The sequence below is a fragment of the Duganella sp. CY15W genome (assembly GCF_009857555.1).
Classification (GTDB): Bacteria; Pseudomonadota; Gammaproteobacteria; order Burkholderiales; family Burkholderiaceae_D; genus Rugamonas; species Rugamonas sacchari.
Window position 1 is genome coordinate 192,650 of the sequence record NZ_WWCQ01000001.1, and the last position, 23,647, is coordinate 216,296.

The 23,647-nt window shown below is 63.2% G+C and carries 24 protein-coding genes; 17 read left to right on the forward strand and 7 right to left on the reverse strand.

Going from position 1 to position 23,647, the window contains the following annotated elements; translation table 11 throughout:
- Window positions 1-33: 33 nt before the first annotated feature.
- The 5 genes from GTP58_RS00940 to GTP58_RS00960 all read left to right on the forward strand — a co-directional run bounded on the left by GTP58_RS00940 (window position 34) and on the right by GTP58_RS00960 (window position 6,232).
- Window positions 34-1,047: a ligase-associated DNA damage response exonuclease gene (locus tag GTP58_RS00940; RefSeq protein ID WP_161075923.1), complete on the forward strand. Its 1,014-nt coding sequence runs from the start codon at window positions 34-36 to the stop codon at window positions 1,045-1,047.
- A complete protein-coding gene (locus GTP58_RS00945) occupies window positions 1,040-2,659 on the forward strand; it encodes an ATP-dependent DNA ligase (protein WP_161075924.1) in 1,620 nt (539 codons plus the stop codon). Before GTP58_RS00940 ends, GTP58_RS00945 begins: the two co-directional genes overlap by 8 nt.
- Window positions 2,656-5,073: a ligase-associated DNA damage response DEXH box helicase gene (locus GTP58_RS00950; protein WP_161075925.1), complete on the forward strand. Its 2,418-nt coding sequence runs from the start codon at window positions 2,656-2,658 to the stop codon at window positions 5,071-5,073. Before GTP58_RS00945 ends, GTP58_RS00950 begins: the two co-directional genes overlap by 4 nt.
- A complete protein-coding gene (pdeM, locus tag GTP58_RS00955) occupies window positions 5,070-5,723 on the forward strand; it encodes a ligase-associated DNA damage response endonuclease PdeM (protein WP_072781103.1) in 654 nt (217 codons plus the stop codon). The genes GTP58_RS00950 and pdeM overlap by 4 nt, the downstream gene beginning before the upstream one ends.
- Window positions 5,724-5,848: 125 nt before the next feature.
- Window positions 5,849-6,232 carry a KGG domain-containing protein gene (locus GTP58_RS00960; RefSeq protein WP_161075926.1) on the forward strand — a complete coding sequence of 128 codons (384 nt, stop codon included), beginning with the start codon at window positions 5,849-5,851 and terminating at the stop codon, window positions 6,230-6,232.
- A gap of 51 nt (window positions 6,233-6,283) precedes the next feature.
- On the opposite strand, the gene GTP58_RS00965 is transcribed toward GTP58_RS00960, so the two are convergent.
- Window positions 6,284-6,781, reverse strand: coding sequence for a pyridoxamine 5'-phosphate oxidase family protein (locus tag GTP58_RS00965; protein ID WP_161075927.1), 498 nt, complete (start codon window positions 6,779-6,781; stop codon window positions 6,284-6,286).
- A gap of 156 nt (window positions 6,782-6,937) precedes the next feature.
- On the opposite strand from GTP58_RS00965, the gene GTP58_RS00970 reads away from it, so the two are divergent.
- Genes GTP58_RS00970 through GTP58_RS00990 form a run of 5 tightly spaced genes read left to right on the forward strand, consistent with a single transcriptional unit; the run spans window position 6,938 to window position 11,356 of the window.
- Window positions 6,938-7,585, forward strand: a complete 648-nt coding sequence (locus tag GTP58_RS00970) for a PepSY-associated TM helix domain-containing protein (protein ID WP_161075928.1) — start codon at window positions 6,938-6,940, stop codon at window positions 7,583-7,585.
- Between the two features lie 18 nt (window positions 7,586-7,603).
- Window positions 7,604-8,113, forward strand: a complete 510-nt coding sequence (locus GTP58_RS00975; RefSeq protein WP_072781097.1) for a DUF2271 domain-containing protein — start codon at window positions 7,604-7,606, stop codon at window positions 8,111-8,113.
- 9 nt (window positions 8,114-8,122) lie between these two features.
- Complete coding sequence (locus GTP58_RS00980; RefSeq protein WP_161075929.1) at window positions 8,123-8,962, forward strand: DUF4198 domain-containing protein; 840 nt, start codon at window positions 8,123-8,125, stop codon at window positions 8,960-8,962.
- 7 nt (window positions 8,963-8,969) lie between these two features.
- On the forward strand, window positions 8,970-9,995 hold the full coding sequence (locus GTP58_RS00985) for an FAD:protein FMN transferase (protein WP_161075930.1): 1,026 nt from the start codon (window positions 8,970-8,972) through the stop codon (window positions 9,993-9,995).
- Complete coding sequence (locus GTP58_RS00990) at window positions 9,992-11,356, forward strand: sulfite reductase subunit alpha (protein ID WP_161075931.1); 1,365 nt, start codon at window positions 9,992-9,994, stop codon at window positions 11,354-11,356. Before GTP58_RS00985 ends, GTP58_RS00990 begins: the two co-directional genes overlap by 4 nt.
- Before the next feature lie 96 nt (window positions 11,357-11,452).
- Here GTP58_RS00990 and GTP58_RS00995 read toward each other — a convergent pair whose 3' ends face one another.
- The 6 genes from GTP58_RS00995 to GTP58_RS01020 all read right to left on the reverse strand — a co-directional run bounded on the left by GTP58_RS00995 (window position 11,453) and on the right by GTP58_RS01020 (window position 15,776).
- On the reverse strand, window positions 11,453-12,754 hold the full coding sequence (locus GTP58_RS00995) for a DUF2325 domain-containing protein (RefSeq protein WP_161075932.1): 1,302 nt from the start codon (window positions 12,752-12,754) through the stop codon (window positions 11,453-11,455).
- Window positions 12,755-12,768: 14 nt separating this feature from the next.
- Entirely contained in the window at window positions 12,769-13,101 is a 333-nt protein-coding gene (locus GTP58_RS01000) for a hypothetical protein (RefSeq protein WP_072781091.1), read from the reverse strand.
- A 106-nt stretch (window positions 13,102-13,207) separates the two neighbouring features.
- Window positions 13,208-13,408 carry a hemin uptake protein HemP gene (gene hemP, locus GTP58_RS01005; RefSeq protein ID WP_072781554.1) on the reverse strand — a complete coding sequence of 67 codons (201 nt, stop codon included), beginning with the start codon at window positions 13,406-13,408 and terminating at the stop codon, window positions 13,208-13,210.
- Window positions 13,409-13,587: 179 nt separating this feature from the next.
- Entirely contained in the window at window positions 13,588-14,379 is a 792-nt protein-coding gene (locus GTP58_RS01010; RefSeq protein ID WP_072781552.1) for a Crp/Fnr family transcriptional regulator, read from the reverse strand.
- Between the two features lie 205 nt (window positions 14,380-14,584).
- Window positions 14,585-15,229: a response regulator transcription factor gene (locus GTP58_RS01015; protein WP_072781089.1), complete on the reverse strand. Its 645-nt coding sequence runs from the start codon at window positions 15,227-15,229 to the stop codon at window positions 14,585-14,587.
- A 79-nt stretch (window positions 15,230-15,308) separates the two neighbouring features.
- Window positions 15,309-15,776 (reverse strand): universal stress protein, encoded by a 468-nt coding sequence (locus GTP58_RS01020; RefSeq protein WP_161075933.1) that lies wholly within the window; start codon window positions 15,774-15,776, stop codon window positions 15,309-15,311.
- Between the two features lie 267 nt (window positions 15,777-16,043).
- Here GTP58_RS01020 and GTP58_RS01025 point away from each other — a divergent pair, with 267 nt between their 5' ends.
- The 7 genes from GTP58_RS01025 (at window position 16,044) to asd (ending at window position 23,478) form a co-directional block, all read left to right on the forward strand.
- Complete coding sequence (locus tag GTP58_RS01025) at window positions 16,044-16,880, forward strand: protein phosphatase CheZ (RefSeq protein ID WP_161075934.1); 837 nt, start codon at window positions 16,044-16,046, stop codon at window positions 16,878-16,880.
- Window positions 16,880-18,787, forward strand: a complete 1,908-nt coding sequence (locus GTP58_RS01030) for a chemotaxis protein CheA (protein WP_161075935.1) — start codon at window positions 16,880-16,882, stop codon at window positions 18,785-18,787. The genes GTP58_RS01025 and GTP58_RS01030 overlap by 1 nt, the downstream gene beginning before the upstream one ends.
- A 197-nt stretch (window positions 18,788-18,984) precedes the next feature.
- Window positions 18,985-20,388, forward strand: a complete 1,404-nt coding sequence (gene leuC / locus GTP58_RS01035; RefSeq protein WP_161077222.1) for a 3-isopropylmalate dehydratase large subunit — start codon at window positions 18,985-18,987, stop codon at window positions 20,386-20,388.
- Window positions 20,389-20,433: 45 nt separating this feature from the next.
- On the forward strand, window positions 20,434-20,559 hold the full coding sequence (locus GTP58_RS01040) for an entericidin A/B family lipoprotein (protein WP_161012757.1): 126 nt from the start codon (window positions 20,434-20,436) through the stop codon (window positions 20,557-20,559).
- 39 nt (window positions 20,560-20,598) lie between these two features.
- Window positions 20,599-21,246, forward strand: a complete 648-nt coding sequence (gene leuD / locus GTP58_RS01045) for a 3-isopropylmalate dehydratase small subunit (RefSeq protein ID WP_072781079.1) — start codon at window positions 20,599-20,601, stop codon at window positions 21,244-21,246.
- Window positions 21,247-21,258: 12 nt separating this feature from the next.
- On the forward strand, window positions 21,259-22,326 hold the full coding sequence (gene leuB, locus GTP58_RS01050; protein WP_161075936.1) for a 3-isopropylmalate dehydrogenase: 1,068 nt from the start codon (window positions 21,259-21,261) through the stop codon (window positions 22,324-22,326).
- Between the two features lie 24 nt (window positions 22,327-22,350).
- Window positions 22,351-23,478 carry an aspartate-semialdehyde dehydrogenase gene (asd, locus tag GTP58_RS01055; protein ID WP_072781076.1) on the forward strand — a complete coding sequence of 376 codons (1,128 nt, stop codon included), beginning with the start codon at window positions 22,351-22,353 and terminating at the stop codon, window positions 23,476-23,478.
- The last annotated feature ends 169 nt before the right edge of the window (window positions 23,479-23,647 follow it).

The window sequence follows — 23,647 nt, forward strand, 5'->3', positions numbered from 1 at the left end:
AGAATCAGCCATCGTTCATCAGAAAGCTGCTTTATGCCCGCAGACATGGTAGTCGTGCGCAAGGAAGGGTTGTACTGCGTACCCGGTCAGTTTTACATCGACCCGTGGCGGCCGGTGGAGCGCGCCGTCATCACCCACGCCCACGGCGACCACGCACGCGGCGGCCACCAGCACTACCTGGCGGCGACCCCGGGCGTGAACGTGATGAAGTCGCGGCTGGGGCAGATCAACGTCACCGGCCTGGCGTATGGCGAAAAGCTGGTGCATAACGGCGTCAGCATTTCGCTGCATCCAGCCGGTCATGTGCTGGGCTCGGCCCAGGTACGCATGGAGCACCGCGGCGAAGTGTGGGTGGCATCCGGCGACTACAAGGTGGAAGCCGACGCCACCTGCACGCCGTTCGAACCAGTGCGCTGCGATACCTTCATCACTGAATCGACCTTTGGCCTGCCGATTTACCGCTGGCAGCCGCAGCAGGAAATCTTCGACGACATCAACCGCTGGTGGCGCGCCAACGCGGCGCAGGGCCGCGCCAGCGTCCTGCTGGGCTACAGCTTCGGCAAGGCGCAGCGCATCCTCAGCGGGCTGGACCCTACGGTCGGCCCCATCATCTGCCACGGCGCGGTGCAGGCGCTCAACCAGGTGTATCGCGATGGCGGCGTGCGCCTGCCGCCGACCGTGATGGTGGGCGATGTGGCCAAGCCGGACATCGGCCGTTCGCTGGTGATTGCGCCGCCGTCGGCGGCTGGCTCGCCGTGGATCAAGCGCTTTGGCGATTTCAGCGATGCGTTTGCCAGCGGCTGGATGCAGCTGCGCGGCGCGCGCCGGCGGCGTGGCGTGGACCGGGGTTTCGTGCTGTCCGACCACGCGGACTGGCCGGGGCTGCTGGAGGCGATCTCGGCCACCGGTGCGCAGCGCGTGATCGTGACGCATGGCTCGATTGCCGTGCTGGTGCGCTGGTTGCAGCAGCATGGCTTGCAGGCCAGCGGTTTCGACACCGAATACGGCGATGACGAAGCGGAAGATGCGGGAGCCGCCCATGCGTGACTTCGCCCATCTCTACGCCGAACTGGACGAGACCACCTCCACCAGCCGCAAGCTGGCGGCGCTGCAAGCGTATTTCAGCAGCGCGCCAGCGTCCGATGCGGCCTGGGCGGTGTACTTCCTCGCCGGCGGCAAGCCGCGCCAGGCGGTGCCGACCAAGCTGCTGCGCCAGTACGCGATGGAGTATGCGGGCCTGGAGGAGTGGCTGTTTGACGAGTGCTATCACGCCGTGGGCGACCTGGCGGAAACCATCGCGCATATTTTGCCGCCGCCACGGCATGCGGTGGAAACCAGCCTGGCCGACTGGGTGGAACTGGGTATTGCCCCCTTGCGCGGCGCCGCACCGGAAGCGGTGCGCGCCGCGCTGTTTTCTTTCTGGGACCAGATCGATACGCGCGAACGCTTTTTGCTCATCAAGCTGATCGGCGGCGGCTTTCGGGTCGGCGTCTCGCGTTTGCTGGTCACGCGCGCGCTGAGCGCCGTGGCCGGCCTTGACAGTAAACTCATCGCGCAGCGCCTCATGGGCTGGACCGATGGCAGTGTCAGTCCGACGGCCAGCGGCTTTGCGCAGCTGATTGCGGAGCACGCCCCGGAGGAGCGGGCGCAGCGCGGCGGTCAGCCGTATCCGTTTTTCCTCGCGCATCCGCTCGAACGCGATCCGGCCACGCTGGGTGAGCTGGAAGACTGGCAGGTCGAATGGAAATACGACGGCATGCGCGCCCAGCTGGTGCGGCGCGAGGGCAAGAACTGGCTGTGGTCGCGCGGCGAGGACTTGATTACCGAACGCTTTCCGGAACTCGCGGCCTTGCGCCTGCCGGACGGCGTGGTGCTGGATGGCGAAATCCTGATCTGGTCCGGTGGCGCGGCGCCGGCGCCGTTTGCCGCGCTGCAAAAGCGCATGGGCCGCAAGCAGGTCTCGGCGCGCTTGCTGGGTGAACTGCCGGCCGTGATGGTGGCTTACGACCTGCTGGAGCTGGATGGGCGCGATCTGCGCGATCTGCCGCAGTCCGAGCGGCGCATGCTGCTGGAGGAATTGATCGGCAGCCTGCAAGGTGCGCCGCAGCTGCGCCTGTCGCCGCTGATTGTGGCGGACAGCTGGGAGCAGCTGGCCGTGATCCGCCACGAATCGCGTGAACGCGGCGTGGAAGGCATGATGCTGAAAGCGGTGGATGCGCGCTACGGTGTAGGCCGCACCAAGAATGCCGGCACGTGGTGGAAGTGGAAGATCGATCCGTTCAGCGTGGATGCGGTGCTGATTTACGCGCAGGCCGGCCACGGCCGCCGCGCCTCGCTGTACACGGACTACACCTTTGCAGTGTGGGATGACGAGCGCAGGCTGGTGCCGTTTGCCAAGGCTTATTCCGGCCTGACCGACGTGGAAATCGCGCAAGTCGACCAGGCCATCCGCAAGACCACGATCGAGAAATTCGGCCCGGTGCGCAGCGTCACGCCCAGCATGGTGTTTGAAATCGGCTTTGAGGGCATCGCCAGTTCGCCGCGCCACAAGTCCGGCATCGCGGTGCGCTTTCCGCGCATCCTGCGGCGGCGCGAGGACAAATCCATCGATGAGGCGGATACGCTGGAATCGCTGAAGAATTTATTGCTGACACCATGAACGCTGAAGCCTGGTTTGATGCGCGCGGCTGGACGGCATTTCCGTTTCAGCGCGCGGTGTGGGACGCTGCCGCCGCCGGCCGCTCTGGGCTGCTGCACGCTACCACCGGTGCGGGCAAGACCTATGCCGTGTGGTTCGCGGCGATGCAACGGGCAGCAGCGGCGCCTGCCGGGCGCGGCTTGCGCGTGCTGTGGATTACGCCCATGCGCGCCCTGGCGGCCGACACCTTGCGTGCGCTGCAGGACGCCGCGCCACAGTGGCAGGTCGAGGCCCGCACCGGCGATACCAGCTCGGCCCAGCGCGCCCGCCAGAACAAGCGCCTGCCCGATGCGCTCATCACCACGCCGGAAAGCCTGACCTTGATGCTGAGCCATCCCGACGCGGCCAGCCGCATGGCGCAGCTGGTGATGGTGGTCATCGATGAGTGGCATGAGTTGATGGGCAATAAGCGCGGCGTGCAGACCCAGCTGGCGCTGGCCCGCTTGCGGCGCTGGAATCCGGCGCTGCTGGTGTGGGGATTGTCGGCCACGCTGGGCAATCTGGCGCAGGCGCGCGATGTGCTCGCGCCGGACGGCGTCATTGTCAAAGGCCATGTGGCCAAGGACATCGTGGTGGATACCTTGATTCCCGAGCATCCGTCGCGCTTTCCATGGGGCGGTCATCTGGGCATGCAGATGCTGCTGCCGGTGGTGGCCGAAATCGAGCGGCATGCCACCACGCTGGTGTTCACCAACACGCGTTCGCAGGCGGAGTTGTGGTATCAGCACCTGCTGGATGTGCGGCCGGAATGGGCCGGCCTGATTGCCTTGCACCACGGTTCGCTGGACAAGGAAGTGCGTGAGTGGGTGGAGCAGGGCCTCAAGCAGGGTCAGCTGAAAGCGGTGGTGTGCACGTCCAGCCTGGACCTGGGCGTGGATTTTCTGCCGGTCGAGCGCGTGCTGCAGATCGGCAGCGCCAAAGGCATTGCGCGCCTGCTGCAACGCGCGGGGCGCAGTGGCCATGCGCCGGGACGCGTGTCGCGCCTGACGCTGGTGCCGACGCAAAGCCTGGAGTTGCTGGAGGCGGCCGGCGCGATCCAGGCGGTGGCGGCGCGCGATATCGAGGCGCGGCCGGTGCCGGAGAAACCGCTGGATGTGCTGGTCCAGCATCTGGTGACGATCGCGCTGGGCGGCGGCTTCCGCGCCGGGGAGTTGCTGGCCGAGGTGCGCAGCGCCTGGTCCTATCGTCTGCTCACTGACGAGGAGTGGCAATGGGCGCTGGATTTTGTCGCGCGCGGCGGGCAGTCGCTGACCGCCTATCCCGAATATCGCCGTGTGCTGCCGGACGAGCAGGGCGTGTACCGCGTGCCGGATGTGGCGCTGGGGCGGCGTCACCGCATGGGCATTGGCACCATCGTGTCCGACGCGTCATTGCAGGTGAAGTACGTCAGCGGCGGACGGCTGGGCAGCGTGGAGGAATCGTTCATCTCGCGCCTGCGCAAGGGCGATCATTTTTTGTTTGCCGGGCGGATTCTGGAGTTTGTGCGGCTGCATGAGATGACGGCCTATGTGCGCCGCGCCACCGGTGCACGTGGCGCCGTGCCGCGCTGGCAGGGCGGGCGCATGCCGATGTCGTCGGAACTCGCGCACGCGTCGCTGGCGCAATTGCAGTTGGCCACGCAGGGCCGCTATGACGGGCCGGAAATGCAGGCGATCCGGCCGCTGCTGGAGATCCAGCAGCGCTGGTCGTCGCTGCCGACCGAAGCCAGTACCGTGGTCGAAACCATGCACAGCCGCGAAGGGCGGCATGTGTTCATGTTTCCGTTTGCCGGGCGCTCGGTGCACGTCGGGCTGGCGTCACTGCTGGCTTACCGTGTCGGACGCATGACGCCGGTGACGTTTTCGATTGCCGTCAACGATTATGGTTTTGAGCTGCTGTCGGCGCAGGAGGTCGACTGGGGCGCACTGCTGGACCAGCAGCACGGTGCAGCGGTCGGGCTGTTCAGCACCGATCATCTGCTGGAAGATGTGCTGGCCAGTCTGAATGCGACCGAGCTGTCGCAACGGCGTTTCCGCGAGATTGCGCGCATTGCCGGACTGGTGTTTCAGGGCTATCCGGGACAGCACAAGAGCGCGCGCCAGTTGCAGGCCTCGTCGTCGCTGTTCTTTGCCGTGTTCAGCCAGCACGATGCCAGCAATCTGCTGCTGACGCAGGCGCAACGCGAAGTGCTGGAACAGGAGCTGGAACTGGGGCGCCTGCGCGCAACGCTGCTGGCGTTGCAGGCGCGCAGCGTGCGCTTCCATACGATCCGCCGGGCGACGCCGTTTGGCTTTGCGCTAATGGTGGAACGTTTCCGCGAAAAACTCAGCACCGAGAAGCTGTCAGACCGCGTAGCGCGCCTGGTGCGCGAACTGGACAAGGCGGCCGGACCATGAGCCTGATGCTGACCATCGCCAATGAACGCTTGCTGCTGTTGCCGCAAAAAGCGGTGTATTGGCCGCGTGAAGACATGCTGATCGTGGCCGACATCCACTTCGGCAAGGCGGCCTCGTTCCGCGCGCTGGGCGTGCCGGTGCCGGCCGGCACTACCACGGCCAATCTGCGCGCGCTGGACGTCTTGCTGGAACAATATGGCGCGCGCCACGTGCTGTTTCTGGGCGACTTTCTGCATGCGCGTGCAGCCCATGCGCCCGCCACGCTGGCGGCCATGCAGGCGTGGCGCGAGCGCCATCACGGTGTGCGTTTGACGGTGGTGCGCGGCAACCATGACGCGCACGCGGGCGATCCACCTGCCCAGCTCGGCATCCACATGGTGGACGAGCCGCATGCGGTGGGGCCGTTTGCGTTCTGCCATCACCCGGATGTGCTGGTGCCAGCGTTTGTGATGGCCGGCCACGTGCATCCGGTCTACCGTTTGCGTTCTGGCTGGGAATCCTTGTTGCTGCCGTGCTTTCTGATGGCGCAACAGCAGCTGGTGCTGCCCTCGTTTGGCGCTTTTACTGGCGGGCATCCAGTGATGCCCCAGGCGCAAGAACGGGTGTTTGTGACCAGCGGGGAGGCGGTACTGGAAGTACCACTATCTTGACTTACCGTTAGCCGGAGAGTTCCTACATGGCTTGCTGCGCCAGTCCTATATTGTGTGGCTGAACAGTGAACTAGGATGGGTGCTCCTGTGATGCAAACAGGGGCAACTACTATCAGGAGATCATCATGGCAAGCAACGACCAGAATAAACAGGGCGGCAAATCAGGCAGCCAGCAGAGCGATACCAGCAAACGCGGGTTCGCATCCATGGATCCGGCCCAGCAGCGCGAGATCGCTGCCGAAGGTGGCCGCGCGGCGCATGCCAAGGGCACGGCGCATGAATTCACGTCGGAAGAAGCACGCCGTGCCGGTGCCATGAGCCACAAGAATGATGCTGGCCGTAGCCGTCAAAGTGCCGCGTCGCCGGGCAGCGCAGCGCGCACCAGTGCGGGCAACAGCAGCGCGGGCGCCAACGCTGCCAAGGACGAAGATCTCGAGCTGGGTAGCCGCGACAGCCCTGCCGTCGCCGGCGGTGGTAGCCGCTCTGGCGGTTCGTCCTCCGACACCTGAGCCGCTTGATACTCGATAAAACCGCAGGCCTGCGCCTGCGGTTTTTTGGGTTTACAGGCAGATGGTGGTGTGCTTGCCCATGTCCACCGCCGCGCGGCCCGTGATGGCGGCCTTGGCCAGCTGCACCAGCTGTTTCATCTTGCTGGCGTTGGCGTCCCAGTATTCGGCGGACTGGATGCGTACCCGTATCATGGCCAGGTGCGGGTCGTCCAGACCGCCAGGGAACCAGGCGCGCACCAGTGGATTCCACAGCTCGCGCGCCTTGGCGCGGTCCTTGAGCAGGTAGGCCTGGCCGGTGACGGACAGGTAAAGGTGGTCGTCGGGATTGGAAAAGCTGACGTTGACATCCGGATGGTGTTCCAGATGGTGCGTGAACGGCGCTTCGTCCGAGGTAAAGAACCACATATTCCCCTCGTTATCGATTTGCTGGCTGGTCAGCGGGCGGCTGGTCAGCACATTGTCGTCGTCCACCGTGGTGAACATGCCGAAGCGCACGTCTTTAATCTTGGCGGCGATGGTGTGGATCTGGTCTTGCGAGTACAGCGGCATGGTGCGCCTCCATGATAAAAAGTGGGGGATGGCTCCACCTTAGCGCCCGCGCCCGGCTTTCACTGTGCGTAACTTTACATAATAGATACACAAAGTTGGATTGACTCATCAAATGATAATCATTATCATTTGTCTTTTTCACCGAAGGAAATATCAGTGAGCGTACAAAGCGCCAGCTCCACCCGCAATGCCAGCCGCGCAGTCTGGCTGAAGCATTTGCACCAGTGGCATTGGATCAGCTCGGCGATGTGCTTGCTTGGGATGTTTCTGTTCGCGATTACCGGCATCACGCTGAACCACGCGTCGCAGATCGAAGCCAAGCCCAGCATCGTGCGCAAGCAGGCGCAACTGCCGGCAGCGCTGACCACCGAGCTGCGCGCCTACGCCGAGCAGCATGACGGCGCCAAGGAGCCGCTGCCAGCCAAGGCCGAGCAGTGGCTGGCCAGCACGTTTAACGTCCAGCCCGGCGGCCGGATTGCCGAGTGGGCGGCCGATGAGGTCTATTTGCCCCTGCCCAAGGCTGGCGGCGATGCCTGGGTACGCATCGGCCTGGAAGATGGCGCGACAGAATTCGAAAATACCGACCGCGGCTGGATTTCCTGGCTCAACGACGTGCACAAGGGCCGCAATACCGGCCCCGCATGGAACTGGTTCATTGATATTTTTGCCGTCACCTGCCTGGTGTTTTGCATCACCGGCCTGCTGATCCTGAAATTCCACGCGGCGAACCGCCCGTTCACCTGGCCGATGGTGGGCCTGGGTGTGCTGATTCCCGTTGTGATTGCACTGCTGTTCATCCATTAATCTCACCACAGGTATTCCATGAAATTACGCTACTCCATCGCGCTTAGTCTGCCACTTGCCAGTGCTTCGGCCATGGCCGCCGATCTGGCGCTCAAACTCGACGTGCCGCAGCTGAACGTGGCTGAATACCATCGTCCTTACATCGCTGCCTGGCTGGAAAATGCCGACCAGCAGGTGGTGGCCAACCTGGCGGTGCTGTACGACACCAAGAAAAAGGACAATGCGGGCACCAAGTGGCTCAAGGACATGCGCCAGTGGTGGCGCAAGAGCGGCCGTGAGCTGACCATGCCGGTGGATGGCGTGTCCGGCGCCACCAAGGCCCCCGGCGAGCTGACGCTGAATGCCCCGAAAGGCGCGCTGGACAAGCTGCCGGCCGGCCAGTACACGGTGCTGGTGGAAGCGGCGCGTGAAGCGGGTGGCCGTGAAGTGGTCAAGGTGCCGCTGGTGTGGCCGCAAAAATCGGCCGTGACCGTGACCGGTCAGGGCAAAGAGGAGCTGGGTACCGTCGTCGTGCAAGTCAAACCATAAGGCTGAGAGATGAACCTGCAAAAAACGTTGATCGCGCTGGCGCTGGCCGGCATGTCCCTGGTGTCGCTGAGCGCGCAGGCGCACAAGCCGTGGCTGCTGCCGTCGTCGACCCAGGTGGAAGCGGGCCGTGACGGCAACGCCTGGGTGACCGTGGATGCGGCCATTTCCGAAGGCCTGTTTGACATCGACCACCAGCCGCTCAAGCTGGACGGCATCGACATCACCGGCCCGGATGGCGCCAAGCTGGCGCCCGAGAACGTCAACAACGGCAAGCTGCGCAATACCTTCGATCTGAAGCTGGTAAAGACCGGCACCTACAAGATTGCGCTGGTATCGCAAAGCGTGTTTGGCAGCTACAAGGACAAGGAAGGCAACGTCAAACGCTTCCGCGGCACTGAAGAATCGCTGGCCAAGGATGTGCCGGCCGATGCGAGCGAGGTGAAGCTGTCGCGCACCGAAAGCCGTCTGGAGACGTTCGTGTCGAATGGCGACGCCAGCAAGGAAGTGCTGAAGCCAACGGGCAAGGGCCTGGAGCTGGTGGCGGTCACCCATCCGACCGAGCTGCGCGCTGGCGAAAAGGCCACCTTCCGCTTCCTGCTGGACGGCAAGCCAGCGGCAAACCAGGGCGTCAGCCTGATTCCGGGCGGCGTGAAGTACCGTGGCACGCTGGGCGAGATCCGCAAGACCACCGATGCCAACGGCGAACTGACGTTGGTGCTGCCGGCGGCGGGCGCGTACATGGTCAGCAGCAGCTGGCCGGCAGCGGCGCCGCAAGCGCCGGGCCAGCCGCCGCAGATGCCACCGCGCCGCGCGACCTACGCGGCGATCGTGGACATCCTGCCGGAATAAGGCTGGCATGCGCCGGGTTTTACTGCCTCACGCAATTTCCGACGACCCGGCGCCAGCAGGCGGCGTGCTCCGCGAGTATGCGGGGCAAAGTATGGGCACCAGCTGGTCGGTGCGGCTGGTGGCTGCACCAGCGGCTGCCTGCGACCATCTGCAAGACGGCTTGCAGCAACAGCTCGACAGCATTGTGGCGCAGATGAGCCACTGGGAAGCCGAATCCGACCTGGGTCGCTTCAACCGCGCGGCGGCCGAGAGCTGGCAACTGCTGCCGCCGGCGTTTTTTGACGTGCTGTCGTATGCGATGGGCGTGGCGCGCGACTCGGGCGGCGCTTACGATCCGTGCGCCGGTTCGCTGGTCAACCTGTGGGGCTTCGGGCCGTATGGGCGCTTTGACCAGCCGGATTTTGTGCCGCCATCTGCGGACGAAGTGACGGTGGCGCGTGCGCAACTGGCGGCGCGTCCCGTGCAGCTGGAGCGCAATGGCCGCCGCGCCTTGCAGCCGGGCGGAGTGCAGCTGGATCTGTCGGCCGTGGCCAAGGGCTATAGCGTGGACCGCTTATCCTGGTATCTGAAAACGCAGGGCTTTGCGCATCACCTGGTCGAAGTCGGCGGTGAACTGCGCGGCGCCGGCGTCAAGCCGGACGGCCAGCCGTGGTGGGTGATGCTGGAGCAGGTGACTGACATTGCGCCTGGCGTGGCCGCGCCGGACGAACTGGTGCTGGCGCTGCATGGCCTGGCGGTCGCCACCTCGGGCGACTACCGGCGCTATTTTGAAATCCACGGCCAGCGCTATTCCCACACCATCGACCCGCGCAGCGGCATGCCGATTGCCAACGACCTGGCCTCGGTCACCGTGGTGCACGCGCAGTGCATGGCGGCCGATGCATGGTCAACCGCGCTGACCGTGCTCGGCAGCCGCGACGGCCTGCAACTGGCCGAACTGCAAGGCCTGGCCGCGCGCTTCGTCGTACGCCAGGCGGACGGCAGTTTTACCGAATACCTGAGTTCCCATTTACGCAGCATGTTAGACGAATGATCTGGACCAACGACCCCACACGATGGATGCTGGTGGCAGGCATGGGCGTGGGCTACGCGCTGGTGTGCCTGGCGCCTTACCTGCGCACGCGCCGCAAGCGGCAAGCAGCCGCGCGCGCCAAAGCAGAAGCGGCGGCCGCGCCCGGCTGGATCATCGCGTACGCCAGCCAGACCGGCAATGCCGAAGAGCTGGCGCAGCAAACGCTGGCCACACTGAAGCTGGCCGGCATTCCCGCGCAACTGAGCGAGCTGTCCGACCTGAGCGCCGCCGACCTGCAGCAGGCTGAACGCATCCTGTTCCTGGTCAGCACCTACGGCGAAGGCGATGCGCCCGATGCGGCCGCCGCGTTTGCGGGCCGTCTGATGACCACCACCTTGCCGCTGCCGCAACTGCACTACGCGGTGCTGGCGCTGGGCGACAGCGCCTATGTGCACTACTGCGGCTTCGGCCGTGCGCTGGACCAGTGGCTGCAGGCGCAGGGTGCGCAAAGCCTGTTCCCGCGTGTCGAAGTCAACCGCAGTTCCGCCGAAGCGATCGCACAATGGCGCCAGCACCTGAGCCACCTGGCCGGCACCAGCGATGCGCCGGACTGGAGCGCACCAGCGTTTGACGCCTGGCGCCTGATCGAGCGCGTGCAACTGAATGCGGGCAGCGCAGGCGCGCCCATCTACCACCTCGAACTCATGCCCGAGCAAGGCGCGTTGCCGGCGTGGCAGTCGGGCGACCTGGTGCAGATTGCCGCACCGGCCGATCCTGCCAACGCGCGCGACTACTCGATCGCCTCGATTCCGGCCGACGGCAGCGTGCAGTTGCTGGTACGTCTGCACACGCATGAAGATGGCAGCCACGGCATCGCCTCCGGCTGGCTGACGCAGCAAGCGCCGCTGGGCGCGGCCGTACAGCTGCGGCTGCGCCAGCACAAGCGCTTCCGCCTGGAGGCGAATGCCGAACGGCCGCTGATCCTGATTGGCAACGGCAGTGGCATCGCCGGCCTGCGTGGCCATCTGAAAGCGCGCGCAATGACGGGGCAGGGCCGCAACTGGCTGCTGTTTGGCGAACGCAATGCCGCCCACGACTACCACTACCGCGCCGAGCTGGACGGCTGGCAGCGTGACGGCATGCTGGAAAAACTGGACATGGTGTTCTCGCGCGACCAGGCAGAGCGCCTGTACGTCCAGGACCGCCTGGCGGCCCAGGCCGCCGACGTGCGCGCCTGGATAGAGCAAGGCGCCGCCATCTACATCTGCGGCAGCCTGGACGGCATGGCCGGCGGCGTCGACGCCGCACTCGAAGCCGCGCTGGGCCGTGAAGCGCTGGACCAGCTCACCGCGACCGGCCGCTACCGCCGCGACGTCTACTAAAACAATCCGGGGTCAGGTCCGTCATTTCTACACGACCTCTGCCGTAGCGTGCGCTACGGCAGAGGTCGTGTAGAAATGACGGACCTGACCCCGGAGTTATTCGGCGCCGGCTTGTTCCAGGCCGCGCGCCAGGCTGGAGATGGAGGGGTTGTCGATGAAGACGCAGCGCTTGCCGTTGCGCTTGCAGTAGTCTTTGACGCGCCAATACGCGCTGTGGCTGATGCAGCCGGTCTGGCAGATGACGAGGTCGGCTGCAGCCAGGCTCGCTTCCAGGCGGTTGGCGTTGTCTTCGAGGCCGCCGTCGTGGTGCGCAAATTGCGCGCCTTCGCGTTCGATGAGTTCGCGATAGCTGGCGACGTTGCCGTTGCGCCCGCCCACGCACAGGACGGCGCGGTCGCTCAGGCGCAAGGGCATTTTCATGACGTGTTCGACGACCTGGCGCGCTGCTTCCTGTACCGGCGCCGGCGCTGCCGGCTGTTCGGCGGCACGCGCCAGTTCCAGCTTCAGTTCGGCAATCTGGTTGCGCATCGCGCGTTCGCGTTCTTCCATCTGGCCCAGACGCTCGGCCAGCTTGGCGCGCGATTCCAGGCCGGGGATCGATTCTCTTAGCTGCTCCAGTTCGACCTTGAGCGAGTCGACCATGCTGTCTTTGCCAACCACTTGCGCGCGCATCTGCATGAGCTGGGCGGCGTGTTTTTCGGCCTCGGCGGCTTTTTCGGCCATCAGCGCGGTGTTGCGTTGCTGGGCTTTGTTGAGGTCGTGCGTGAGGCGCTTGTTTTCTTCGAGCGTGGCGTTGAATTTGGTGATGTCGGCACGCACGCAAGCGCCGGCCTGGTGCTGCACCATGTGCAGGTCGCGGCACATCTGCTCTTCCAGTTCGGCGGTGCAGCGCGGATGCGTGAGGCCGGCCCAGAAGGCGCCCGCCACATCGCCATTGGCGACGGCGCTACGCCACAGTTCGGCGACCTGGTCGGTTGTCTTGGCGTTGCGGAAGCGTAGCAGCACGGGCGCGTAGCGGCGCTCCAGTTCTTTTTGCAGCGCTTCGGACAAACGGTTGCGCGTTGAGCATTCGGTCACGGCGCCAACGTGGACTTCGTAGTCATCGGCCACCACTTTGCCATTGGTGACTTTGTCGACCAGCTTGCGCAGCACGCCCAGCGGGAAGCCGACGCCCACCAGCGGGCAGTGGCAGGCGTGGCCCAGTTCCCACAGCCGGCGGCGGCGCGAGGCCTGCGCTTCCGGCTCTTTGGCCAGCACGCTCATGATGTTGTTGATGACGGGTTTGATGACTTGCTGCTTGCTGATCTGTTCGGTGGGGCGCGCGGCGCCGACCGGTCCCGCCACCTGCGGCATGGCGGCGGCTATGATGGCCGCCAGTGGATCGTGTTTCTCGCACATAAGGCTAGGTCCTCTCAGGCCACCGATGGCGCCGTGCGTGCGCGGGCCATGATGCGGCTCAGGAAGTTGGTTTTTTCCTGTTCGTGCATGTTGCGCTCGACCTCGCTTGCCCACTGTTCGGAGAGTTGCTGGCATGTCGCGCTCAGTACCGGCGCCAGGTCTGGCAGGCTGGCCAGCGCTTTCAGATGGCGCTCGATCACCGAGGCCAGCTTGACGCAGCCGCCAGCCGCTTCGCTGCCGGCCGTGTAGTGCGACATCAGATGCAGCACGGCGGACAGCATGAGTTCGGGATTGTTGCCGCCATGCGATGGGGCGAGGAAAATCGGGTTGCTATGTTCGATGGCCATCAGACGCTCCTGGTCGGGAAAGAGAGTGTGGCTGGCAGGAGGGCTGGCTACTCAAGGGGGAGAGTGGGCGCGGCGGCGCCCTTTAACGCACAGTTAATCGGGGCGGTTATGCGGTCAGGATCAGCTTGTTCAGCTGGGTGATGCGCAGGCGGTAGACGCGTCCGCCATGTTCGATTTCCATTTCGCGGCCGCCATCCATGAGGCTGGCGCTGCTGACGCGCTTGACCGGCTTGATTGCCTGGGCAGCGGCGGTGGCAACTGGGTGGGCAGCGATGGCTGGTGGCATTGCAGGGGTAGTGGTAATCATCGTCTGGTTCTCCATAAATAAGAATGATTCGTATTTGCATTCATTATTGTAGAAGCCGGGACGGAATGCAAGCCTTTTTCTGTGCTTTGAGTTATAAAATCGTTAAAAAAAGGGCCCGGTCAGTGACCGGGCCCAAGGCTGGGTAAAACGGGAGGTTTCTTGCGAAGTACTGCAGGGTGCTACAAAGCCGCCAGCAACTGGCCGGACGGTACGGTTTCGCCGTTCTTGCCGCGCGCGGCGGGTTTGCCGCGGGAGCGCGAGGGGGGCAGGCGGCGCAAAGTCTTGAGGGCTTCCGGGTCTTTGATGCCGATGGTGCGCTGGTCGACGCTGATCAGGCCGATTTCATTGAAGGCCGATAGCGTGCGGCTCACGGTTTCCAGCGTCAGGCCCAGGTAGCTGCCGATTTCATGGCGTGTCATGCGCAGGTTGAACAGCTTGCTCGAGTAGCCCATCTGGGCGAAGCGGTCGGCCAGCGCGACCAGGAAGCGGGCCACGCGCGCTTCGGCGCTCAGCGCGCCCAGCATGCCGATCATGGCTTGCTCGCGCACCAGTTCGCGGCTCATGACGCCGTACATCATGTTTTCCAGCTCCAGGTGCACGCGCCCCAGTGCGGTCAGCTTTTTGAACGGCAGCAGGATCAGGTCGCAATCGGACAGCGCCACCGCTTCGGACGAGTACTGGCGGGCGTGGATGCCGTCCACGCCCAGCAGGTCGCCTTTCATGGGAAAGCTCAGCACCTGTTCGTTGCCGTATTCGTCGATGAGGACGGTTTTGAGGAAGCCGGAGTTGACGATGTAGAGCGTGTCGAAGGTCTGGCCGATGGTGTGGATGCGTTGCCCGGTTTTGAACTGCACGTGCTGGAACAGCAGTTCTTCGGTGGCCATGGAGTTGGCTGAAGGAATGTGCAGGATGTCGCACACTTCCTTGAGGTTGGACCAGAGCCGTCCCTGACGCTGGCGGCCAGCTTCCATCGACGACGATTGCAGCGTCGTCGCGGCTGGGCGTATATCAGACGTTTGCGTAGACAGCATGGTGAGTTCTCCTGTGGGCTAGGGTGCTGTGCGGTATGGTTTCAGTATGCCAACACAGGCGTAGCTTAGATATCAGCAATGGCTGAATCTGACCGTAGGAGCTCGGCCCTGCTTTGTAGGAGCATTCCTACTCAGCAGCGTGAAATCAGGTCTTGAACGGCGACAGCAGGCGATGGGCGACGGCGTACTGCACCATTTCCGACAGCGAGGCCATGCCCATCTTTTGCATGATGCGGGTCTTGTGGGTGCTGACGGTTTTGACGCTCAGGTGCAGGCTGTTGGCGATTTCGGTGATCGAGCGGCCGGCCACCAGCAGCGAAAATACTTCAAATTCGCGGTCCGACAGCTGTTTATGCAGCAGCGATTCGTGCGGCATCATGATGTTGAGCGCCAGTTGCTCGGCCACTTCGGTGCTGATGTAGGGCCGGCCGGAAGCCACCTTGCGGATCGCGCCCACCAGCTGGGTGCCAGCGCTTTCCTTGGTCAGATAGCCCTGGGCGCCGGCGCGGATTGCGCGCACCGCGTATTGTTCCTCTTCGTGCATGGTGAGGATCAGGATGGCCAGCTTGGGCGCCTCGGCCTTGATCTGGCGGATCAGGTCGACGCCGCTGCGGCCGGGCATGGACAAGTCCAGCAGCAGCAGATCGAAGCCGCCCTGGCGCACGTGGCCCAGCACCTCAAAGCCATCGATGGCCTCACCGACGATGTCGATATCCGGCGCGCCGTCGAGGATGCGCTTGAGACCCTCACGCATGATGGTGTGGTCGTCTGCAATGACTATCCGAATCATGTAGGGGCCGTTTAAAGTGAATAGTTATTATGATTAAAACAAGCTTGCAAGCTTACTATAAAAGGCGGCCCCGCACCGGCTATTTGCTACCGGGCTCCTTAATCAGCCGGTGAACCAGCACCGGTATCCTGGAATGCTGCAACACTTTGTTGGTCACGCTGCCCAGCAAGAGCTGGCCCCAGCCGCTGCGGCCATGCGAGCCCATGAAAATCAGGTCGCAGCCGTTCTGTTGCGCGACATCGACGATTTTCGCCGCAGCGCTTTCGTGGAACGCGGCCATGGCTTCGCAGCGCACGCCCCGTTTGGCGCAGGAATCGACCACATCCTGCGTGTGCTCGCGGCCCGCGCGCTGCATGGCGGCGCGGTATTCGTCTTCGCTGGGGTAGCTGGGCGGAATGATTTCCACGTAAATCGGGTATTGGTACTCGGGCGCCACAAACAGTACCAGCACTTCCGCGCCCAGCTGTTCGGCAAACTGCACGCCGGCGCAGGCGGTCTTGCTGGAGACGGCCGAACCGTCGGTGGTGATCAGGATTTTGCGGTACATAATGGACCTCCTTGCTGAATCAACGCACTACTTTATTGTAGTCCCGATTTACATTATTGATACTATGGAAAGACTTGATGTTTATCAAATAAAAGCGCTTTAGCTGGGGACACAGGTGTGGGCTTTTATCCTTTTTACAGGATTTTTTTGCACCAAAGCACTACTTTTGTGTCGCGCGGCTTACTTCCTTGTTCTATCCAATGTTAGTATCTCCAAATACAGCTAGTTTAGGGCAGCAAATTTACCAAATATGGAGAAGCAGGGATTATGACTAACGCCGCTGACGATTTCGACGCATTATTTGAAGAAGTGTCCGCTCAGAGCAAAGCAGCTGCGCCCGCTCCAGCGCCAGCACCCGCGCCGGCCGCCGCTGCGGAAGATGATCTGGAAAGTCTGTTTGAAGAAGTCGCTGCGGCCCGCCCGCCCGATGCGGCCGCTGCCGAGCCCGCGCCGGCGCCCGCCGCTGCCGCCGAAGCCGGTGGCGAGGAAGACGATGGCAATGTCGACAAGGGCCAGATGTTCGAACGTCTGGGCGGCATTGTGCGCCTGCTGCACGATTCGTTGCGTGAACTGGGCTACGACAAGGCGCTGACCGAAGCCGCCACCCAGATCAGCGACGCCCAGGACCGCCTCGAATACGTGGCCTCGCTGACCGAACAGGCCGCCAACAAGGTGCTCAATACTCTGGACGAAGGCATGCCGGAACAGGACGTGCTGTCCAAACAATCCAAAGACATGGAAAACCGCTGGGCCGACCTGTTCGCCGGCAAGCTCAGCCTGGAACAGTTCAAGCAGCTGGCCGGCGATTCGCAGAAGTTCGCGGTAGCTGTCTCGGCGGCCACGGAAGCGGAAAAAGCCCGCCTGCTGGACATCATGATGGCGCAGGACTTCCAGGACATCACGGGCCAGCTGATCAAGAAAGTGGTGCACATCACCAAAACGGTGGAATCCGAGCTGGCGCAGCTGCTGAAAGACAATGCGCCGCCTAGCGTCAAGGAAAAAATTGCGCAAAAAGAAGTATCTCTGATGCAGGGCCCCTCGGCGCCGACCGTTGCGCTGAGCCAGGATAGTGTTGACGACCTTCTTGCCGATCTGGGGTTCTAATGGACGATATGCTGAGGGATTTCGTCGTCGAGGCGATGGATCTGGCGGTCAATGTAGAAGAGCATCTGCTGCGGCTCGAACGTGACCCGGACAATAAAGAGACACTCAATGCAGTGTTCCGTTCGTTCCACACCATCAAGGGCGGCGCCGGTTTCATGGGCCTGCCAGCGATGGTGACGGCTTGTCACCTGACCGAAAACCTGTTTGACGCGCTGCGTACCGGCGCCGCACCGGTGACGCCGCTGTCGATCGAGGCCGCGCTGCAAGCATCGGGCTTTGTTGCCGACCAGCTGGCTGAACTGAACAACGGCGCCGAGCCGGACAGCCTGCCCGCGCTGCCCAAAGACCTGGAAACCCTGCTCAACGACGCCATCGCCGGCAAGACCGACACCGCGCCAGCCAAGGCCGCCGCACCAGCACCGGCCCCGGCAGCTGCTGCACCGGCGCCGGCGCCAGCCGCTGCGGCAACGCCGGCTGCCGTGTCCTCGCCGGATGGCCTGGACTGGGAAGGCATGTACGAAGCCGTGATGCCGGCGGGCAGCTACACCCGTTCCGCGCCAGCACCGGTTGCCGCTGCTGCGCCAGCACCGGTCGCCGCCGCACCGGCAACGGTCGCGCCGAGCTCGGCCGAGATTGCCGCCGTCGCTGCGGAAGTCAAAGTAGCGCCGTCTGCCAAGCGCGAAGTGGCCGAGAAAAGGGAAGAACGTCCACAATCCGCACCCGCCAAGGAAGAATCGATCCGTATCGACGCCGTCAAGCTCGATGCGCTGCTGGAAGTGGCGGGCGAGTCCGTGCAGGCCGCTAACCAGGCTGCCGTGCTGCTGGAACGCCTGATGCAGTTCAAGTTTGAAGGCCAGGCGCAGACGCTGATGTCGACGCTGGCGGAAACGCTGGAACGCGCCTCGCGCTACTCCACCGAACTGCAGCGCGCCACGCTGGCGACCCGCATGCAGCCAGTTGGCCGCCTGTTCCAGAAGTTCCCGCGCCTGGTGCGCGAACTGGCCAAGGATCTGGGTAAGGAAGTCGATCTGAACATCGAAGGTGCGGAGACCGAAGTCGACCGCGTGGTGGTCGATTCGCTGTACGATCCGCTGGTGCACATGCTGCGCAACTCGCTGGACCATGGCGTCGAAACGCCGGAAGAGCGCGCGATTGCCGGCAAGCCGATCAAGTCCTTCATCCAGCTCAAGGCATGGCAGGAAGCCAACAGCGTCATGATCGTGCTGCAGGATGACGGCAAGGGCATGGACCCGGTCAAGCTGCGCGCGAAGGCGCTGCAGAAAGGCCTGATCTCCGAATCGGCGCAGTTATCCACCGACGATTGCCTGCAGCTGGTATTCTTGCCGGGGTTCTCGACCAAGGAAGTGGCATCCAGCGTGTCCGGCCGCGGTGTCGGCATGGACGTGGTGAAGACCGCCGTGGAGAAAAACCGTGGCGCCATCCAGATCGAGTCCGAGCTGGGCAAGGGCACCAAGTTCTCCATCCGCCTGCCGATCGAGCTGTCGATCGTGCCGACCATGCTGGTCTCGACCTCGGGCGCTGCACTGGCGCTGCCGATGGCCGTGGTACAGCGCGTGGTCGAGCTGCCGGAAGTGTTCATGGAAGTCGGCGGCGCGCCAGTGCTGAAAGACCAGGGCCGTCCGCTGCCAGTCCGTTCGCTGGCCGATTCGCTGGGCTACGAGAGCTGCCGCGAGAAGGTGGGCATTGTTGTCTCGGCACCACAGCCGTACATCCTGGCCGTGGAAGCGGTCGATGGCACTGCTGACCTGGTAATTAAACCGATGACCGCGATTACCGTCGAAGGCATTACCGGCACGGCGCGCTCTGCAGAGGGCGAGCTGGTGCTAGTGGTAGGCCTATCGTTCCTAATGGACGGTTGTCGAGGTAGTGTACGCATGGCGGCCTGAGTCGGTAGACTCGGGTCAGAAGACCAAAAAGCCTGCGTTCACGCAGGCTTTTTTTTCGCAGTAAAGAACAAGGGGTCATACCAAGTGAATCGGTATGCAGAAGGCGTCGGGCTCATGAGGCTGGACCGCGGTGGCTGCTATTGCATTGCACAATATGGCATAATCAAGTTGGATAATAGTAGCAGTACGTAAAAAACATCATGAAGACGCTTTACGACAAACTCTGGGAATCCCACGTGGTCCGTACCGAAGAAGACGGCACGACCATCCTCTACATTGATCGCCACCTGGTGCATGAAGTGACCAGCCCGCAGGCATTTGACGGCCTGCGCGCCGCCAATCGCCAGCCATGGCGGCTGTCCGCCAACCTGGCGGTGGCCGACCATAATGTGCCAACCACCTCGCGCGCCGAAGGCATTGCCGATCCGGTTTCGCGCCTGCAGGTCGAAACGCTGGACAAGAACGCCAAGTCCTACGGCCTGACCTATTTCAACATGAACGACAAGCGCCAGGGCATCGTCCATGTGATCGGCCCTGAGCAGGGCGCGACCTTGCCGGGCATGACCGTGGTCTGCGGCGACTCGCACACTTCGACCCATGGCGCGTTCGGCGCGCTGGCGCACGGCATCGGCACCTCGGAAGTGGAGCATGTGCTGGCCACCCAGACCCTGCTGCAAAAGAAATCCAAGGCCATGCTGGTACAGGTCGACGGCGTGCTGCCGGACGGCGTCACCGCGAAAGACATCGTGCTGGCCATTATCGGCAAGATCGGCACGGCGGGCGGCACCGGCTACTGTATGGAATTCGGCGGTTCGGCCATCCGTGCGCTGTCGATGGAAGGCCGTATGACGGTCTGCAATATGGCGATTGAAGCGGGCGCCCGCGCCGGCATCATCGGCGTCGACGACACCACCATCAACTACGTCAAAGGCCGTCCGTTTTCGCCGGCTGGTCCGCACTGGGATCTGGCCGTCAACTACTGGCGCACGCTGCACACCGACGCGGGCGCCAAGTTCGACCTCGTCGTCACGCTCAACGCTGCCGACATCAAGCCGCAGGTCACCTGGGGCACGTCGCCTGAAATGGTGCTGCCGGTCGACGGCCGCGTGCCGGACCCGGACCACGAAAAGGACAGCGTCAAGCGCAGCGCCATCGAGAAGGCACTGGTGTATATGGACCTGAAGCCCAACACCGCCATCGAAGACATTCGCATCGACAAGGTGTTCATCGGTTCCTGCACCAACTCGCGCATCGAGGACTTGCGTGCCGCCGCCGCCGTGGTGCGTGGCAAGCAGCGCGCCTCCAACGTCAAGCTGGCGCTGGTGGTCCCGGGCTCGGGCCTGGTGAAAGAGCAGGCGGAACGCGAAGGTCTGGACCAGATCTTCAAGGCCGCCGGCTTCGAATGGCGCGAGCCGGGCTGCTCGATGTGCCTGGCCATGAACGCCGACCGTCTGGAGCCGGGCGAGCGCTGCGCGTCGACCTCCAACCGTAACTTCGAAGGCCGTCAAGGCCAGGGCGGCCGCACCCATCTGGTGTCGCCGGCCATGGCAGCAGCAGCCGGTATCGCCGGCCACTTCGTCGACGTCCGCGCACTGCACTGAATTTTAAAAGCGGCTGAGGCGCCGCACTGAAACTAGGAAAACATCATGAAAAAGATCTTCGCACTGACCATTATCGCTACCTTCGTCCTGACCGGCTGCAACACCATTTCCGGCATGGGCAAGGACATCCAAAAAGCGGGGCAGGCAGTGCAGGGCGCCTCAGGCCATTAAAGAACCGGCGGGCCAGGCGCCCGTCCACAAAATACGATCATGGAAAAATTTACCATTTACGAAGGTTTGGTTGCGCCGCTGGATCGCGCGAATGTCGACACCGACGCCATCATCCCGAAGCAGTTCCTGAAGTCCATCCACCGCACCGGCTTTGGCCCCAACCTGTTTGACGAGTGGCGCTATCTCGACCACGGCGAACCGGGCATGGACAATAGCAATCGTCCACTGAATCCAGACTTCGTGCTGAACGAGCCGCGCTATCAGGGCGCCTCGATCCTGCTGACCCGCAAGAACTTCGGCTGCGGCTCCTCGCGCGAGCATGCGCCCTGGGCACTGGACCAGTACGGCTTCCGCGCCATCGTTGCGCCATCGTTTGCCGACATCTTCTTCAACAACTGTTTCAAGAGCGGCTTGCTGCCCATCGTATTAACTGAAGCGCAGATCGATCATCTGTTCAATGAAGTCAAGGCCTTCCCCGGATACAAACTGGTGGTGGATCTTGAGCAGCAGCGCATTTCCACCAGCAACGGCAGTCTCTCCTACCCATTCGAGATCGACGCCTTCCGCAAATACTGCCTGATGAACGGGCTTGACGATATCGGCCTGACGCTGCGCCACGCCGACACCATCCGTGGTTTCGAAGAGCGCCATCTGGCAAACCAACCCTGGTTGGCTAACGTCATCTAAAGAAAACAACTCATGAAAATTGCAATCCTCCCGGGCGATGGCATCGGTCCGGAAATCGTCACCCAAGCGGTCAAGGTACTGAACGCGCTGGGCGAAAAGTTTGAGATGGAAACCGCCCCGGTCGGCGGCGCCGGCTACGAAGCCAGCGGCCATCCGCTGCCGGACGCCACGCTCAAGCTGGCCAAGGACGCGGACGCCGTGCTGTTTGGCGCCGTCGGCGACTGGAAGTACGACACGCTGGACCGTCCGCTGCGTCCTGAGCAGGCGATCCTGGGCCTGCGCAAGAACCTGGGCCTATTTGGCAATCTGCGTCCGGCCATCCTGTACCCGGAACTGGCGGGCGCCTCGACGCTGAAGCCGGAAGTGGTGTCTGGCCTGGACATCCTGATCGTGCGCGAACTGACTGGCGACATTTACTTCGGCCAGCCGCGCGGCGTGCGCGAGTGCCCGGACGGTCCGTTCAAGGGCCAGCGCGAAGGCTTCGACACCATGCGCTATGCGGAAGGCGAAATCCGCCGCATCGCCCACGTGGCGTTCCAGGCAGCGCAAAAGCGCGGCAAGCGCCTGACCTCGGTCGACAAGGCCAATGTGCTGGAGACTTTCCAGTTCTGGAAAGACATCGTCACCGACGTCCACAAGGAATACCCGGACGTGGCGCTGGACCATATGTACGTCGACAACGCCGCGATGCAGCTGGTGCGCGCGCCGAAGAAGTTTGACGTCATCGTCACCGGCAATATGTTTGGCGACATCCTGTCGGACGCGGCGGCCATGCTGACCGGTTCGATCGGCATGCTGCCATCGGCATCGCTGGATGCCAACAACAAGGGCCTGTACGAACCATCGCACGGCTCGGCACCGGACATCGCCGGCAAAGGCATCGCCAACCCGCTGGCCACCATTCTGTCGGCCGCCATGATGCTGCGCTTCTCGCTGAACAAGGTTGAGCAGGCAGACCGCATCGAAAGCGCCGTCAAGACAGTTCTGGCCCAAGGCCTGCGCACCGCCGACATCTATGAAGCGGGCACCACCAAGGTCGGTACCGAAGAGATGGGCAACGCGGTCGTCGCGGCACTGTAACGCATTACACACAAAGGAAGAAAAATGAAACTCGTAGGTCTGGTAGGTTGGCGCGGTATGGTGGGTTCGGTCCTGATGCAACGCATGCAGGAAGAGGGCGATTTCGCTCACATCGAGCCAGTGTTCTTCACCACTTCTAATCCGGGCGGCAATGCGCCAGCCATGGCCAAGAATGAAACCAAGCTGAAAAGCGCCACCGATATCGACGAACTCAAGAAGTGCGAAATCATCATTTCGTGCCAGGGCGGCGACTACACCACCGAAGTGTTCCCGAAGCTGCGCGCGGCCGGCTGGAACGGCTACTGGATCGATGCGGCGTCGACGCTGCGCATGGAGAAAGACGCGGTCATCGTGCTGGACCCGGTCAATATGCACGTCATCAAGGACGCGCTGGGCAAGGGCGTGAAGAATTTCATCGGTGGTAACTGCACCGTGTCGTGCATGCTGATCGGCCTGGGCGGCCTGTTCCAGCAAGGCCTGGTCGAGTGGATGACCTCGATGACCTACCAGGCAGCCTCGGGCGGCGGCGCGCAGCATATGCGTGAACTGCTGACCCAGTTCGGCACCATCAACGGCGCCGTCAAGCCGCTGCTGGATGATCCTGCTTCGGCCATCCTGGAAATCGACCGCCAGGTGCTGGCGACCCAGCATGGCCTGTCGGCGGAAGAGATCAAGCAGTTCGGCGCGCCGCTGGCGGGCAACCTGATCCCGTGGATCGACAAGGATCTGGGCAATGGCCAGTCGAAGGAAGAGTGGAAAGCTGGCGCCGAGACCAACAAGATCCTGGGTCTGGGCGCCGACTTCGGCTCGAAATCGATTCCGGTCGATGGCCTGTGCGTGCGTATCGGCGCCATGCGCTGCCACTCGCAGGCGCTGACCATCAAGCTGACCAAGGACGTGCCGCTGGATGAAATCACCGACATCATTGCGTCGGCCAATCAATGGTCGAAAGTGGTGCCGAATACGCGTGAAGCGTCGGTCAAGGATCTGTCGCCAGCGGCCGTGACCGGCAGCCTGACGATCCCGGTGGGCCGTCTGCGCAAGATGAGCATGGGGCCGGATTACCTGTCCGCCTTTACTGTCGGCGACCAGCTGCTGTGGGGCGCGGCCGAACCGCTGCGCCGCATGCTGCGTATCGTACTGGACCAGTAAACCCGCAAAACGTGGTACGGCCGTTCAGGCTGCTCCATCGTGGTAAGAGAAGGGGTTTTTCCTATGTGTTCTCATAGGGGAAACCCCTTTTGTTGGTTTACAGTGGTGCAAAGCTTGCATGCTCCTAAGCATGATGTTATGTTGGTATATCCGGGAAAGTAACATTTTC